Raw genomic sequence first — 14674 nt, forward strand, 5'->3', positions numbered from 1 at the left:
CAATCACAACACCCCGGGGGCTGGCGAGCCCGACGACGATACCCCGATGAAAAATCTGGGCATTGCCGGCAATCTGACACGCGCCTTCATCAAGTCGCCGCTCACACCGCTCTTCCTGATCGCCGCTTTCGCCTTCGGCCTCGTGGCGCTACTCACCCTGCCCCGCGAGGAAGAACCACAGATCTCCGTGCCCATGGTCGACATCATCGTCCAGGCACCCGGCCTGCGCGCTGATGATGCCCAGAAGCTGATCTCCGAGCCGCTGGAAACCATCGTCAAGAGCATCAACGGCGTCGAGCATATCTATTCCCAGTCCATGGACAACATGGTCATGGTGACCGCTCGCTTCCTGGTCGGCACGTCATCGGACACCGCCGTACTGCGCGTTCATGAAAAGGTCCGCGCCAATATCGACCGCATTCCGGTCGGCATCGCCGAACCCAAGGTCGTCGGTCGTGGCATCGATGACGTCGCGATCGTCACCCTCACCTTCTCCCCGACGAAGGATGCCAGCGGCCATATCGGTCCCAACGACCTGACCCGGATCGTGCGTGAGGTTCGCAACGAGGTCGCCAAGGTCGAGGATGTCGGCCTGACCTATGTTGTTGGCGAGACCAATGAGATCATCCGCATATCGCCACAGCCCGAAAAGCTGGCGCTCTATGGCATCACCCTTCAACAGCTCGCCGGAAAGGTCGGCGGCGCCAATACCGCCATGCCCGCCTCGCAGGTCCGTGAGAGCAGCCGCCAGATTGACGTGATCGCCGGCGAGACCCTGTCCACACCGGCCGAGATCGGCAACCTGCTGCTGACCGCCCGCGATGGTCGCCCGGTCTATGTCCGCGATGTCGCCACGATCGACTTTGCCACCGACACCAGCGAAGCCCTGGTTTCAACCCTGCGCAAGGACGGGGAGACTGTCGAGCGCGTGCCATCGGTGACGCTGGCCATCGCCAAGCGCGCCGGATCCAATGCCGTGGTGGTTGCCGAGACCATCCTTGCGCGGGTCGAAGCCCTGGAAGGCAAGCTGATCCCCGAAGACATCCATGTCCAGGTGACCCGCAACTACGGGGAAACCGCGGACGAAAAGGCGAACGAACTACTCTACCACCTCGCCCTCGCGACCGTGTCGATCATCGCGCTCGTCTGGTTGGCCATCGGTCGCCGCGAAGCCCTGGTCGTTGCGATCGTCATACCCGTGACGATCCTGCTCACCCTGTTTGCCTCGTGGCTGATGGGCTACACGCTGAACCGCGTCTCGCTCTTTGCCCTCATCTTCTCGATCGGCATTCTCGTCGATGACGCGATCGTCGTCATCGAGAACATTGCCCGCCACTGGGGCATGGGCGACAAGCGCTCGCGCCGCCGCAGCGCCATCGAGGCCGTTGCCGAAGTCGGCAATCCGACCATCGTCGCGACCCTGACCGTCGTCGCCGCCCTCCTGCCGATGCTCTTCGTCTCCGGCATGATGGGCCCCTATATGAGCCCGATCCCGGCCAATGCCTCGGCCGCGATGATCTTCTCCTTTTTCGTCGCGGTCATGGTTACCCCCTGGCTCATGTTGAAGGTCGCGGGCAATGCGCCCGTCCACGCCCATGAGGATCACGAGACGGGTGGCAAACTCGGACGGCTCTATGCCGCGACCGCCCGCCTCATCCTGGCCACCAAGACCCGCAGCTGGATCTTCCTGGCTCTGGTCGGGTTGCTGACGCTCGGTTCGCTCAGCCTGTTCTACACCAAGCATGTCACGGTGAAGCTCCTGCCCTTCGACAACAAGTCGGAACTGCAGGTGACGATAGACCTGCCGGAAGGCTCGTCCGTCGAGGCGACCGATGCCATTGCCCAGGCCGTCGGCCGCACAGTCCTCGGCATGCCGGAGGTGGTCTCCGTGCAGACCCATGCTGGCACGGCCGCCCCCTTCAACTTTAACGGCCTCGTGCGGCACGCCTATATGCGCGCAGCCTCCTATCAGGGAGACGTCGCGATCAACCTGACGCCGAAGTCGGAACGCGACCGCTCGAGCCACGCTATCGCCTTGGACATCCGCCAGAAGATTGCAGCGATCCCGACGCCCGAAGGCACAAGCCTCAAGGTCGTCGAACCTCCACCGGGCCCGCCGGTCATGGCGACCCTGCTCGCGGAAATCTATGGCCCGACGCCGGAAATCCGCCGCGCTGTGGCAGCCAAGGTCGAGGCAGCCTTCCGCTCGGTGCCCTTCATCGTCGATGTCGACAATTCCTATGGTGTTGAAGCTCCGCGCAAGCGGCTGGTGATCTCCACCGACGACGCGGAATTCTACCGGGTCGAGGAAGGGGATGTCTTCGACACGATCGCGATCCTGTCGAATGGCAAAACCATCGGCTACTCGCATCGCGGTGATGGCCGCCCGCCGATCCCGATCCGCCTGGAGCGGGCAAAGGGTGACAAGGTCATCGACGAGCGCTTCCTCTCGACCCCGATGCCAGCCAATGTCTTACCCGGCGACAAGGGCGTGGTCGAACTCGGCGATGTCGTGCGGGTCATCGACGAAAAGACGACACTCCCCATCTTCCGCCACAACGGCATCAATGCCGAATTGGTAACCGCCGAACTGGCTGGCGATTTCGAGGCCCCCCTCTACGGCATGCTCGCCGTGCAGGAAGCGATCGATGCGCAGGACTGGTCGGGCCTTCCCAAGCCGGTGATCTCCCTCAACGGCCAGCCGACCAACGAGGACGAGGCAACGCTTCTCTGGGATGGCGAATGGGAAGTGACCTGGGTGACCTTCCGCGACATGGGCGCCGCCTTCATGATCGCGCTGCTGGGCATCTACATCCTCGTGGTCGCTCAGTTCGGGTCGTTCAAGGTGCCGCTGGTGATCCTCACACCCGTGCCGCTGACCTTCATCGGCATCCTCGGAGGTCACTGGCTCTTCGGCGCGCCCTTCTCGGCCACCTCGATGATCGGCTTCATTGCGCTTGCCGGCATCATCGTCCGCAATTCGATCCTGCTGGTGGATTTCATCCGCCATGCCGATCACACCGGCAAGACGCTGACGGACGTGCTGATCGAGGCAGGCTCGATCCGCTTCAAGCCGATCCTGCTGACGGCGCTCGCCGCTATCATCGGTGCCGCAGTCATCCTGACAGACCCCATCTTCCAGGGCCTGGCGATCTCGCTACTCTTCGGCCTGATCTCCTCGACGCTGCTGACGGTGCTAGTCATTCCGGCGATCTACCGGGTGCTGCGGACCTGAAAGCAGAACAGGATCGGAAACGCATGGCCGCGCCCGCAAGCGCGGCCATTTGCGTTGGGGCACAAGATTCTCGACAAACCCTCTTCAAAGAGACATCAAAAAGTGTAAACTAAATTTTACACTTGAACTGAGGCAGACCTATGGCCCAACCCTTCCCATTCGCTGCCATCGTGGCACAGGAGGACATGAAGAAGGCTCTCCTGATGGCAGCGGTCGAACCTCTGTTGGGCGGGGTCCTCATTTTCGGCGATCGCGGCACGGGAAAATCGACAGCGGTCCGGGCCCTGACCGAACTGCTACCGCCCATCGAAACGCGCACCGGCTGCCGCTACAACTGCCTGCCCGCCGAACCCCAATCCGCCTGCACCGTCTGCAATCCGGCATCAGGTTTGAAAGCCCCGCCGATCGTCAAACATCGGGCACCGATGATCGACCTGCCACTCGGCGCGACAGAAGACCGTGTCTGCGGCTCGCTCGACATCGAAAAGGCACTCGTGGCAGGCGAAAAGCACTTCGAGCCAGGCCTGCTCGCCGCCGCCAACAGGGGTTTCCTCTACATTGACGAGATCAACCTGCTGGAGGATCATCTTGTTGACCTCCTGCTCGATGCAGCTGCCTCCGGTGTCAATGTCGTTGAACGTGAGGGCCTGAGCATCCGCCATGCCGCACGCTTCGTCCTCGTCGGCAGCGGCAATCCGGAAGAAGGCGATCTTAGACCGCAATTGCTCGATCGCTTCGGTCTGTCAGTCGATGTCCGCACCATCGATGACCTTGACCAACGCATTGAAGTCATCCGCCGCCGCGACGCCTATGAGACAGACCCAGCGGCCTTTGTCAGGCTCTGGGCCAAGCGCGACGCCACGATCGGCCGCCGCGTCGTTGCAGCCCGCAAGATCATTCGCCAGATCGAGATCCCCGATCATGTGGTCATGCGCATGTCGCAGCTCTGTCTGAGGCTCGGGATCGATGGCATGCGAGGCGAGCTGACGCTGATGCGGGCAAGCCGCGCGGCAGCCGCCCTTGCAGGCCGCAAGCTCGTGACCTGGGACGATGTCGCGGAAATTGCGCCGATGGTGCTCTGCCATCGCCTGCGCCGCGACCCGCTCGACGACGCCGGGTCCAGCCCAAGGGTGGAACGCGCGCTCGCAACCATCACCGACAACAACGCCCATGGCTGAACTCGGCCCCCACGAAGCCTTCGAACAGGCACTCGACATCAGAGGTTCGGAGCTTTGGGCCGACGCCCTTCTGACAATCGAGCTGCTCTGTATCGGCCGGTCCGGCATCGGAGGTCTTTGGCTAAAGGGACGTGCAGGCGGCGTGCGTGACCTGTTCCTCGAAAGACTGCAACAGCAGCTGGGCAGCGGGCCGTCCTGGACACGACTGCCGCCGGGAACCTCGATCGCCAACCTGATTGGCGGTGTCGATCTCGCAGCAACCGCAAAACTGGGACATCTGGTGCGCCAGCCTGGCCTTCTGGCGCGAGCCGAAGGCGGCGTTCTCCTGATCCCCATGGCCGAGCGCCTGGATCCCGCGATAGCAGCGCTGGTCGCCCGAGGCATGGACGAACCCGCGGCATCCGGCCATCTGGTGATTGCGCTGGACGAATCCCTTGATGACGAGGCGCCCTTGTCCGGCCTCATCGGCGACCGCCTCGCCCTTCGCGTCGATCTCGATGGCATCGGTTGGCACCACGTAGAAAGCAATCTGCCAGAAGGCGCAGCCCTGCCCCAACCGCGTGGGGCCTGGCGCAACGTCACGATCGACGACCGATTGCTGAAGGGGCTTGCTGCCCTCTCCTTGAGCACAGGCCACCGCTCGCCGCGGATCCTCGGCCACCTTGTGCGCACCGCCCGGCTGCTTGCCTGCCGTGATGATCGGGCAGCAGTCGCGGAAAGCGATGTGCTGACAGCCCTTCGCCTCTGCCTCGGCATACGTCTTTCTCCGGTGAGCGAACAGCCACCGGAAGAAGCAGAAGCTTCGCCGCCCGAGCAGTGCGACCAAGCACCCGCAGAAACTACGCCCACGACAGACGCGGTGGAGTCGCAGCCGGAAGCCGATACCACTACACCGTCGCATCTGGACGACCTGACCGAAATGCTGGCAGCAGTTCAGGCCGGCACGCTTTCGGCCGACCCTTGGCTATCGATCTGCCTGCGTCCGACGCGCAGTTCTGGTCTTGCAGGCAAATCCGGTGGTGTTCGCAAGAATGCAAGGCGCGGGCGGCCCTTCGGCATCGGCCTTGCTCCACCCCATGCGGAGGCCCGGCCGGACATTGTCGCAACCCTGCGCGCGGCAGCGCCTTTCCAGAAGATCAGGGCTGCACAACGCCGCGCCCTCAGCGTGCCTGGCACGACGCCATCAGGGCAAACGACGACCCCACGCGCCTTCGTCACACGCGACGATTTCCGCTATGTGCGTCTGCGCCACGCGGCACCATCGACGGCGATCTTTGTCGTCGATGCCTCCGGCTCGACCGCGCTCGAACGTCTCGGAGAAACCAAGGGCGCCATCGAACAATTGCTAGCCCGCTGCTACGTCCGCCGCGACGAAGTCGCCCTGATTGCGTTCAGGGGCACCGGTGCGGACCTGCTTCTCCCCCCGACACGCTCCTTGACCGCCGCCAAGCGCAAGCTCGCCGGGCTTCCCGGCGGCGGCCCGACACCACTGGCAGCCGGCCTTAAGGCAGGACTGGAACTGGCCCTTTTGGTCGAGCGCCGAGGTGGTAGTCCAGTCTTGGTCCTCTTGACGGACGGCAGCGGCAACATCGCACTCGATGGCACAGCGGACCGCACGCTTGCCGCAGAAGAACTCACGCGCCTTGCCGCGACATGCAAGAGCCGGCAGACGCGCACCATCTGCATCGACATCGCACGGCGACCCCGCGAAAGCGTAACGAACCTCGCCCGGATGCTGGGCGCCGACCTGCATGTACTGCGGCAGGCCGATGCCGGCCGCGTGTCGCACCTGGTCGATCTTTCCATGCGGGAGGGTCGCACATGATGAGCGGGCGCGAGCGGTTGGACTGGCAAACGGATGGTCGCAACTGGCCCCATCGCAGCGCGAGCCGCTTCGTGCAGACGGCATCCTTCGACTGGCACGTGCAGATCGCCGGACCTGATAACGCACCCATCATCCTGCTTCTGCATGGGACGGGCGCCGCCTCGCATTCCTGGCGCAACATCATCCCCCTTCTCTCGAGCCGCTTTCGAATTGTTGCCCCAGACCTGCCTGGCCATGGCTTTACCCGGCCTCGCGGATCCGCCGACCTTTCGCTCCCGGGCATGGTCAGGGCGCTCAGCGAACTCCTCGGAACGTTCGAACGATGCCCGGCCGTCATTCTCGGACACTCCGCAGGCGCTGCGATCGCGGTCACACTGGCAGCCGATCAGGCCTCGGCCGTCCCGCGCCACGTCATTGGCATCAACGGCGCCTTCCTGCCGATCCGCGGAAACGCCTTGTTTTCACCGCTCGCCAAGGCGCTTTTTGCCAATCCCTTTTCAGCATCGATGTTTTCGATGCTGGCGCGCGCAACCCCTCTCGGCGGCAATCTGCTGACGGCGACAGGCTCAGCGATCGACGAAGAGGGCAAGGCGATCTATCGCATGCTGCTCGCCTCGCCCGCCCATGTGCGGGGCGCACTCGGCATGATGGCCGCCTGGGACCTGACCCGGTTCGACGCAACGTTGCGCCGCCTTGCCTTCCCCATGACGCTGATCGCCGCCCGCGATGACCCGATGGTGCCGATCGCCAATTCCAGCCATGCAGCGCGACAAGCCTCGGGCAGTCGGCTGATCCTCACCGAGCGGGGCGGCCACCTCTTGCACGAATGCCGTGCAGCAGAGGTCGCCAAGTGGCTCGACGAGGTGATGAGCGAACAGAAATCCAACGGAGCGGATGCAGCATGAACATCGCAGGCCGCTTTCCCAAACCGAAAACCCCACCCGCCGACAACAGGCCGCACGCCGTCATCATCGGCGCCGGCGTCGGCGGGCTCACCACAGGCGCACTGCTGGGTGCCAGGGGCTATCGCGTCACGATCCTCGATCCGCTCGATGAGCCCGGCGGACGCGCCTATGCGCATCGGCAGGACGGCTTCACCTTCGACGCCGGCCCCACAATCATCACGGCTCCCTGGCTCTTCGAAAACCTCTGGCGCGACTGCGGCGGCAGGCTGAGCGACGATGTGGACCTCCACCCCAACACGCCCTTTTATCGCGTGCGTTACGATGACGGCACAGTCTTCGACTATTCCGGCGACCGCGAGGCGATGGAAGCCCAGATCGCAAAAATCGAGCCAAAGGATGTCGCCGGCTACCGCAGCTTCCTTGACGAGAGCCGCCGCATTTACGAGGTCGCCTTTGAGCAGCTCGCGCACAAGCCCTTCCACAGCCTGCTCTTCACCGCAAAGACGCTGGCCCGCCTCGTCCGCTTGGGCGGCTATCGCTCGGTCTATTCGGTGGTCTCAAAACACTTTCGCAGCGACAAGCTGCGCACGCTCTTTTCGTTTCATCCGCTGCTGATCGGCGGCAACCCGTTTTCCGCCACCTCCTTTTATTGCCTGATTGCCCATCTCGAGGGGAAATACGGCGTGCATTACGCGCTCGGGGGCACCAATGCCCTCGTGCGCGGCATCGCATCGCTGGTGACCCGCAATGGCGGCCGCATCCGGCTCCAGGAGACAGTCGTCGAGATTGAAACCGAAGGCAGCCGGGCAACCGGCGTCAGATTGGCGTCCGGCGAGCGGATCGCCGCAGACATCGTGGTGTCCAATGCCGATCCTGCCACCACCTACGGGGAATTGTTGAAGGCCCACCCCCGCCGCCGCTGGACCGACGCAAAGCTCGCCCGCGGCGACTATTCGATGAGCCTCTTCGTCTGGTATTTCGGCACCAGCCGCCGGTATGACGATGTCTTGCATCACACCATGCTTTTCGGCCCCCGTTACAAGGGGCTGCTCGACGACATCTTCAGGAAGCACCGCCTCGCCGAAGACTTCAGTCTCTACCTGCATCGCCCGACAGCGAGCGACCCATCGCTGGCACCGGCGGGCTGTGATGCCTTCTACGTCTTGAGCCCGGTCCCGAACCTCGCAAGTGGGACAGACTGGACAGAGACGGCCGAACATTACCGGCGCAAGATCGAAAAGCGGCTGGAAGAGACGGTTCTGCCCGATCTGTCGCGCCACATCGTCACCTCCCGCATCGCAACGCCGCTGGATTTCCGGGATCGTCTCCTGTCCTGGCAGGGGGCCGCGTTTGCGCTTGAGCCGAAGCTCTTCCAGAGCGCCTGGTTCCGTCCGCACAACAGGAGCGAAGAACTCGACAACCTCTTCCTCTGCGGCGCGGGCACCCATCCGGGAGCAGGCCTGCCAGGCGTCGTCTCCTCGGCACGCATCGTCGCCGATCTCGTGCCCGACCCGGCCACCATCATGGCCGAAACCTGGGAAGCCCAGGCAAGGAGGAAAAGCCCATGATCGCGTCCGACACCGCCCAGGAGCCGATGCTCGCCCGTCCCCTCGCCCGCCGCCCGATATCGCTCAACTACGGCTTTTCCGGCGACTACGAGGATGAAAAGGCGTGTTCCGCCGCGATCCGGCGCGGCTCGAAATCCTTTCATCTGGCGTCCCTGCTGCTGCCCGCCTCCACCCGTCAGGCGGCACGCGCACTCTATGCGTTCTGCCGCCATTCCGACGATCTGATCGATGACCCCAAAAGCGGCATGCCGGCCCTTCTCCGGCTGCGACAGCGCCTCGACCTGATCTATGCCGGCGAGCCCGCCCCCTTTGCCTGCGATCGGGCCTTTGCCCGTGTGGTTCACGAACACGCGATCCCCAAGCCGGTGGTCGAGGCCCTGCTCGATGGCTTCGCCATGGATCTCGAAGGCCACCGCCACGAAACCATCGAGGACGTGAAGGCCTACGCAACCTGCGTCGCCTCGAGCGTCGGGTTGATGATGGCCTGCGTGATGGGCGTGCGCGACAGGGCTGCTCTTGCCCGCGCCGCAGACCTAGGAATCGCCATGCAGCTGACCAATATTGCTCGTGACGTGGGCGAAGATGCGAGAAACGGCAGGCTCTATCTGCCGCTCGAATGGCTCGACGAACACGGGATCGATGGAGCAGCCTTTTTGCGCAACCCGCAACACAGCGAAGCATTGGGAGTGGTAGTTCAGCGTCTGCTCGACGAGGCAGCCCGCCACTATCGGCTCGGCCATGCCGGCATTCGCTGCCTGCCGAAGCCCTGCCGACACGCGATCCGCACGGCTGCCCTCGTCTACGAGGCAATCGGCGAGGATATCGCAGCCAACGACTACGACAGCGTCTCGAGGCGCGCGACCACTGGCCTTGGCAAGAAGATCGGCCTCATGATCAAAGCAAGAGGCGAGGACAGCAGATGGACGGCAACGGCGGTGCGCGATCTGCATGCCTCGACAGAAATCGTCGCACGGGATCTGGTCACCTTGAGCGGGGCCACGCGGGAAGCAGAGCCCGAGCAGCCAGCAGCCGCCCTGCAAGCACCGAAGGACAATACGATCGGGCGGGTGACCGACATACTTCTGCGTCTTCACGCGGATGCCCGGGCAGAAGCCCGCGAACGCCGGCGCGCCGCGCGGGAAAAGGTGGCGACCCTTGCTTGAAAACTATTTCGGAATCATCGAAGCGATCTTTGTCTTCAGCCTGGCGATTGCCTTCTACGTCTGGCAGATGCGCGACCTGAAGAAGGAAAAGCTGAAGGCCGAGGCCCGCGCCCGTGAGGCCGAGCGAGAGGTCCATGGAGAAGCCGCAAAGGACTAACCCCGACGCGGCATGCGGAACGGCAACATCAACTTGACCAGGGGCATGGCAAGCCGCCGACAGTCCAGCGTCTCATGCATCATCCCGACCCGGTCGCCAGCGATGATCGTCTCCACAAGCGAGCGCCGGTAAAAAGGCGTGTCCTCATAGGCGCCGAGCAATTCAGGCGTCCTACCCTCGTCGCAGGCCACACCCCCACCGACACCCCAGAAGCCACGCTTCAACAGCCGCCGCGCCGGTGGTTCGAAGTGGCTTACAGCGCCACTGTCGGTGTAGACGAGGCCAGACCGTCTATTATCCCCGCTCGCCAGCACTGAATCGTAGAGCAGCACCGTCCGACCGTCGGCCGTTGTCCCGCGTGCCCAGTCCCACCCCTGGAAATCCTCCTCCAGGGGACGGTTGCCATGGTTCATGTCGTGATAGCCGTCCCCAGACCAGCCGCCATCCTTCATGGCGTCGCAGGCGACGGTGACACGGCCGCATGGCGCAACAGGCTTCCAGGCATGCCGGCCGGCGGCATCGAGCAGATATGTCTGATCCGCCAGGAATGCTGGCGCAAGCCGGATTTCGCCGCGCATGCGTTTCGGCAACCACCGTTGCCCCGGCCAGGGCAGGAAGACCTCATCGAAGGCGATGACGAAATCAGATCCTTCGAAACGCAGGGAACTCCCGCCGATCTGCAGGAAGGATCTGCCGCGATGAAGGTGACGCTGAGCGCGCTCCGTCATCGCCCATGCATGCCCGTCCGGCCCATAGAGCGCGACATTGAAGGCCACATGGTTCTCCGGAGTTTTCCGACCGGCCCAGTAATAGTAGGGCGAAAAAACCGAGCCAATGAAGGCGATTACCGTGAAGGCGAAGCGCCCGCATTCACTCGTTCCGTCGACATACCACCAGTGATAGCCGCCGGCAGGGACCGCCTGGTCAAAGGCCGGTCCGCCATCAACCGTTCGGCCGCGAGTTTCCCCGACAGGGCCGCCATCGGCAGGCCCGGCCCCGGATGGACGCTGCCCCCTGCCAGATAGAGACCCGGCACAGGCCCCTCCGAGCCCGGTCGCGCGAAGGACGCCATCCAGCCGTGAGAGGCCATCCCGTAAAGCGCCCCGCCCGTTCCCGGATAGAGGGTCGCGAAGCGGTCCGGCGTCGTGATGTCCGCCGCCGTCGGGTTCATGGAGAGCGTCAGCCCGTTCAGCTCCAGACGGTGTTCCATGGTCTTCAGACATGTGCTGACCTCGCTTTCATGGAAACGACGGCGATCGCCGTCCGCCGGCAGGTTCATCAGGGCGTAGATACGTTCAGTACCCGCATGCCCCGCTGAGAGCCGACCTGCGGCATCGCGATCCTGGGCACACAGATAGACAGTCGGATCGGACGGGGCTTCGCGACGTTTGAAGATCGCCTCGAATTCGCGCTCGTAATCATCGGAAAAGAAGACCGTATGATGCGCGATCGGCACGCCGGAAGGTTCTGCGAGACTGCAAGACACGAGGGCGGACAACGACCGCTGCGCCTGAGCGCGGACTGGATCGGGAGGCGGGACACCGATCAATCTGGGAAGCGCTGCAACATCGCCATTGTAGATGATCTGCCGCGCATCGAGCTTGCGCCCCGTCCGGGTCACGACGCCTGATACCGCACGTCTGGATGGATCGATGACGATCTCGCTGACGGCATCGCCATATCGGAACTCCACGCCAAGCTCGACGGCCAGAGCTGCGAGCCGTTGCGCGAGTGCCCGGATACCACCCTGCACCGTCCAGACACCCTCCTGCTCGACATGCGCAACCAGCATCAGCGTGGCCGGAGAAAGATAGGGCGACGAGCCGCAATAGGTTGCGTACCGCCCGAAAAGCTGGCGAAGCCGGGCATCGGCAAAATAGCCTCCCAGGGCAGACCAGAGTGTCGCGAAGGGCTTGATCGCAAGGAGCGCACCAGGACGGGCAAGACCAATGCGGCGCGAGAGCGAGACGGGGTTGGGTCTCGACGCATCAATGAAGCTATCTTTCAACACCTCGAAAGTCCGGCGGCTGTCCGCCGCGAACCGCCGATAGCCTTCGGCCTCCCGCCGACCGGCAAAGTCGGCAATGGCGCGAATGGTTTCCTGCTGATCGGCATGGAGATCAAGCGCTGCCCCGCCCCGCCAATAGTGCCTGGCAATCACCGTGGACGGAACGAGCGAGAGCTCCTGGTCGATCGAGCGACCGGCGGCAGCGAACAGTGCGTCGAACACCCATTTCATGGTCAGCACCGTCGGCCCCGCATCGAAACCATGTCCAGCAACCTCGACGCGGCGCATCTTGCCGCCCGGTTCAGCTTGAGCCTCAAGGACAACAACACGATATCCGGCAGCCGCCAGCCGCACGGCGGCAGCAAGGCCGGCCATGCCCGCCCCGATTACCGCAACGGTATCATCGGTTGCCATGGACAAGTTCCTCCCTTTGCCCGGTTGACATACAGTCCACATGTGTCAATCTTGATTTACACATTATTCAGTTGTTCAAAATTTACAACTGCGCATTCCCTGGAGGTGAGCCTGATGGATTTTCCCGAGCGCATCGAAGCCGGCATGCAGCGCAGCCTGCGCTACGCGACCGCCAACGGATGTCCGCCGATCCTGGCGAAAGCCCTGAAACATGCGGTATTTCCCGGAGGCGCACGCATCCGGCCCCGGCTCTGCCTTGCAGTCGCGGCCGCCTGCGGTGACCGCGAGCCGAATGCCGCCGACAGTGCTGCCGTGGCCATTGAGCTGCTGCATTGCGCGTCACTGGTGCATGACGACATGCCATGCTTCGACAACGCGATGACAAGGCGTGGCTCGCCCAGCGTGCATGCCCAGTTTGGCGAGGAAATCGCTCTGCTCGTCGGGGATGGCCTGATCATCGCCGCCTTCGAGACGGTGGCACGGGAGACGCAGCAGTCCCCACTTCTGACCGCGCCCTTGATCGCAACCATCGCCAATGCGGTGGGCAGCCCTTATGGCCTCGTCGCCGGTCAGGCCTGGGAGAGCGAACCGGAAATCAACATCACCGCCTATCACCGTGCCAAGACGGCATCGCTCTTCAGCGGCGCCGTATCGACCGGCGCGATCGCCTCGGGCGGCAATCCACGCGAATGGCTGGTGCTGGCAGATGCACTCGGCGCCGCCTATCAGGTGGCAGACGACCTCTATGATGCCGTCGGACAATCGGAGGCCGGCAAGCCAGCGGGTCAGGACAGCCGTAACGGCAAGCCCAATATCGTCGCCAGCATAGGCCTGGAGGCAGCACTCGCCCGCCTGAAGCGTCTGGTGGCAGAGGCGGTCGACAGCGTGCCGGACTGCCCGGGTGCCGATGCGTTCCGCTCGATGATCCGCAACGAAGCGACCCGGCTGATGCCGAAGACGCTCGCAACCAGCGCTGCGTGACGCCATGGACACCGGCGGCGGAAGAGGCTTGAAGGCCAGCCCGCCGATCGGCAACGCCGTGGATAGCCCACGCCAGATGCCAGGTATTCTCCGGTCGCTATCGATCAGGATGCGGCTATGGCGAAACAGTCAGATCGGCTCACCCCGATTTCGTGCACTGGTCTCCCGACTGCCTCTTCTGCGGATGGTCGCGAACGCGAAGGCGAACCAGCTTTTCCGGCTGACAAGCGGTTTTGTACACACACAAATCCTGTCCGCCTGCGTGCAGCTCGGCCTCTTCGAGGCTCTCGACGGCAAGGCTCTTACCACCGTTCAGATGGCGACACGCTGCAACATGGCGCCAGATGCCATGCGGCGCTTGCTCGACCAGGCAAAACGGCTCGATCTTGTGATCAGCGCCGGGCCCGATCTGTGGATGCTCTCCGACGCCGGCACCGTCCTTGCCACCGATCGTGGGCTGCGCGAGATGATCAAGCACCACAATATGCTGTATCGGGATCTCACCGATGCCGCCGCCTTCTGGCGCGGCGATCTGCGCGACACCGAACTCCGCCGCTACTGGGCTTATGTCCGGGGGAGCAATCCCGCAGAGATCGACAACGAACTCGTCGCACCCTACTCGGCGCTGATGCGCGAAAGCCAGGCCATGCTGGCAGACTGCATCCTGGCGGCGCACGACTTCGGCCAATACCGATCGGTGCTCGACGTCGGTGGCGGTGAAGGGGCCTTTCTCGGCGCGCTCGGCGAACGTCATCCGCAGCTGAGGCTGGCGCTCTTCGATTTGCCCGCAGTCACCGACCTCGCCCTGCGTCATCTGCGCGAACGCGGCATACTTGAGCGCTGCACGCTGTCTCCCGGCGATTTCACTTCGGATCCGCTACCTGGCGACCATGATTGCGTGACGCTGGTCCGCATTCTCTGCGACCACGACGATGATCGGGTCATCAAGATCCTGACCAATCTCCACCGGCACCTTTCGCCTGGAACGCGCCTGGTCGTGGCGGAAGCTATGGCGGGAGACAGCGAAGGCGCGAATCTCGCGGCCATCTATTTCGGGACCTACTTCGCCGCCATGGGCTCCGGACGCTGCCGGTCGTCCGTGGAAATCAGCGCGCTCCTGGCCCGCTGCGGGTTCCGGAACGCCAAGGCGGTCACGACCGGAAATCCCCTGCTGGCAACGATTGTCATTGCACAACGGTGAATGATCGGTGATCTCACTATCGCTTTGTGTAAATTTAGA

General features: G+C 63.7%; 11 protein-coding genes. 9 read left to right on the forward strand and 2 right to left on the reverse strand.

Features of this window, described 5'->3' with window-relative positions; genetic code table 11:
* Positions 1–46: 46 nt before the first annotated feature.
* The 7 genes from C0V73_RS04010 (at position 47) to C0V73_RS23025 (ending at position 10031) form a co-directional block, all read left to right on the forward strand.
* The gene (locus C0V73_RS04010) at positions 47–3235 is read left to right on the forward strand and encodes an efflux RND transporter permease subunit (RefSeq protein WP_102018668.1); all 3189 of its coding nucleotides are present in this window, start codon (positions 47–49) and stop codon (positions 3233–3235) included.
* Between the two features lie 140 nt (positions 3236–3375).
* Entirely contained in the window at positions 3376–4413 is a 1038-nt protein-coding gene (gene bchI, locus C0V73_RS04015; protein WP_102018669.1) for a magnesium chelatase ATPase subunit I, read from the forward strand.
* Positions 4406–6238 (forward strand): VWA domain-containing protein, encoded by a 1833-nt coding sequence (locus C0V73_RS04020; RefSeq protein ID WP_172449999.1) that lies wholly within the window; start codon positions 4406–4408, stop codon positions 6236–6238. The genes bchI and C0V73_RS04020 overlap by 8 nt, the downstream gene beginning before the upstream one ends.
* Positions 6235–7143 carry an alpha/beta fold hydrolase BchO gene (bchO, locus tag C0V73_RS04025; RefSeq protein ID WP_102018671.1) on the forward strand — a complete coding sequence of 303 codons (909 nt, stop codon included), beginning with the start codon at positions 6235–6237 and terminating at the stop codon, positions 7141–7143. Before C0V73_RS04020 ends, bchO begins: the two co-directional genes overlap by 4 nt.
* Positions 7140–8711 carry a phytoene desaturase gene (locus C0V73_RS04030; protein ID WP_102018672.1) on the forward strand — a complete coding sequence of 524 codons (1572 nt, stop codon included), beginning with the start codon at positions 7140–7142 and terminating at the stop codon, positions 8709–8711. Before bchO ends, C0V73_RS04030 begins: the two co-directional genes overlap by 4 nt.
* Entirely contained in the window at positions 8708–9874 is a 1167-nt protein-coding gene (locus C0V73_RS04035) for a phytoene/squalene synthase family protein (protein ID WP_102018673.1), read from the forward strand. Before C0V73_RS04030 ends, C0V73_RS04035 begins: the two co-directional genes overlap by 4 nt.
* Positions 9867–10031 carry a hypothetical protein gene (locus tag C0V73_RS23025; protein ID WP_172450001.1) on the forward strand — a complete coding sequence of 55 codons (165 nt, stop codon included), beginning with the start codon at positions 9867–9869 and terminating at the stop codon, positions 10029–10031. Before C0V73_RS04035 ends, C0V73_RS23025 begins: the two co-directional genes overlap by 8 nt.
* Here C0V73_RS23025 and C0V73_RS04040 read toward each other — a convergent pair.
* Both C0V73_RS04040 and crtD read right to left on the reverse strand, forming a co-directional pair.
* Positions 10028–10807 (reverse strand): carotenoid 1,2-hydratase, encoded by a 780-nt coding sequence (locus C0V73_RS04040; RefSeq protein ID WP_245407861.1) that lies wholly within the window; start codon positions 10805–10807, stop codon positions 10028–10030. The two genes, C0V73_RS23025 and C0V73_RS04040, sit on opposite strands and share 4 nt — an antisense overlap.
* A gap of 68 nt (positions 10808–10875) precedes the next feature.
* Positions 10876–12453: a 1-hydroxycarotenoid 3,4-desaturase CrtD gene (gene crtD / locus C0V73_RS04045; RefSeq protein WP_172450003.1), complete on the reverse strand. Its 1578-nt coding sequence runs from the start codon at positions 12451–12453 to the stop codon at positions 10876–10878.
* Positions 12454–12567: 114 nt separating this feature from the next.
* On the opposite strand from crtD, the gene C0V73_RS04050 reads away from it, so the two are divergent.
* On the forward strand, positions 12568–13434 hold the full coding sequence (locus tag C0V73_RS04050) for a polyprenyl synthetase family protein (RefSeq protein ID WP_102018675.1): 867 nt from the start codon (positions 12568–12570) through the stop codon (positions 13432–13434).
* Between the two features lie 28 nt (positions 13435–13462).
* Entirely contained in the window at positions 13463–14635 is a 1173-nt protein-coding gene (locus C0V73_RS04055; protein WP_245407862.1) for an acetylserotonin O-methyltransferase, read from the forward strand.
* Positions 14636–14674: the final 39 nt, after the last annotated feature.

It is taken from the genome of Rhizobium sp. TH135 (genome assembly GCF_002855515.1).
Taxonomy (GTDB): Bacteria; Pseudomonadota; Alphaproteobacteria; order Rhizobiales; family Rhizobiaceae; genus Allorhizobium.

Coding starts and splice junctions, on each gene's coding strand:
- C0V73_RS04010 (WP_102018668.1), top strand. CDS start 47: ATGAAAAATCTGGGCATTGCCGGCAATCTGACACGCGCCTTCATCAAG.
- bchI (WP_102018669.1), top strand. CDS start 3,376: ATGGCCCAACCCTTCCCATTCGCTGCCATCGTGGCACAGGAGGACATG.
- C0V73_RS04020 (WP_172449999.1), top strand. CDS start 4,406: ATGGCTGAACTCGGCCCCCACGAAGCCTTCGAACAGGCACTCGACATC.
- bchO (WP_102018671.1), top strand. CDS start 6,235: ATGATGAGCGGGCGCGAGCGGTTGGACTGGCAAACGGATGGTCGCAAC.
- C0V73_RS04030 (WP_102018672.1), top strand. CDS start 7,140: ATGAACATCGCAGGCCGCTTTCCCAAACCGAAAACCCCACCCGCCGAC.
- C0V73_RS04035 (WP_102018673.1), top strand. CDS start 8,708: ATGATCGCGTCCGACACCGCCCAGGAGCCGATGCTCGCCCGTCCCCTC.
- crtD (WP_172450003.1), bottom strand. CDS start 12,453: ATGGCAACCGATGATACCGTTGCGGTAATCGGGGCGGGCATGGCCGGC.
- C0V73_RS04050 (WP_102018675.1), top strand. CDS start 12,568: ATGGATTTTCCCGAGCGCATCGAAGCCGGCATGCAGCGCAGCCTGCGC.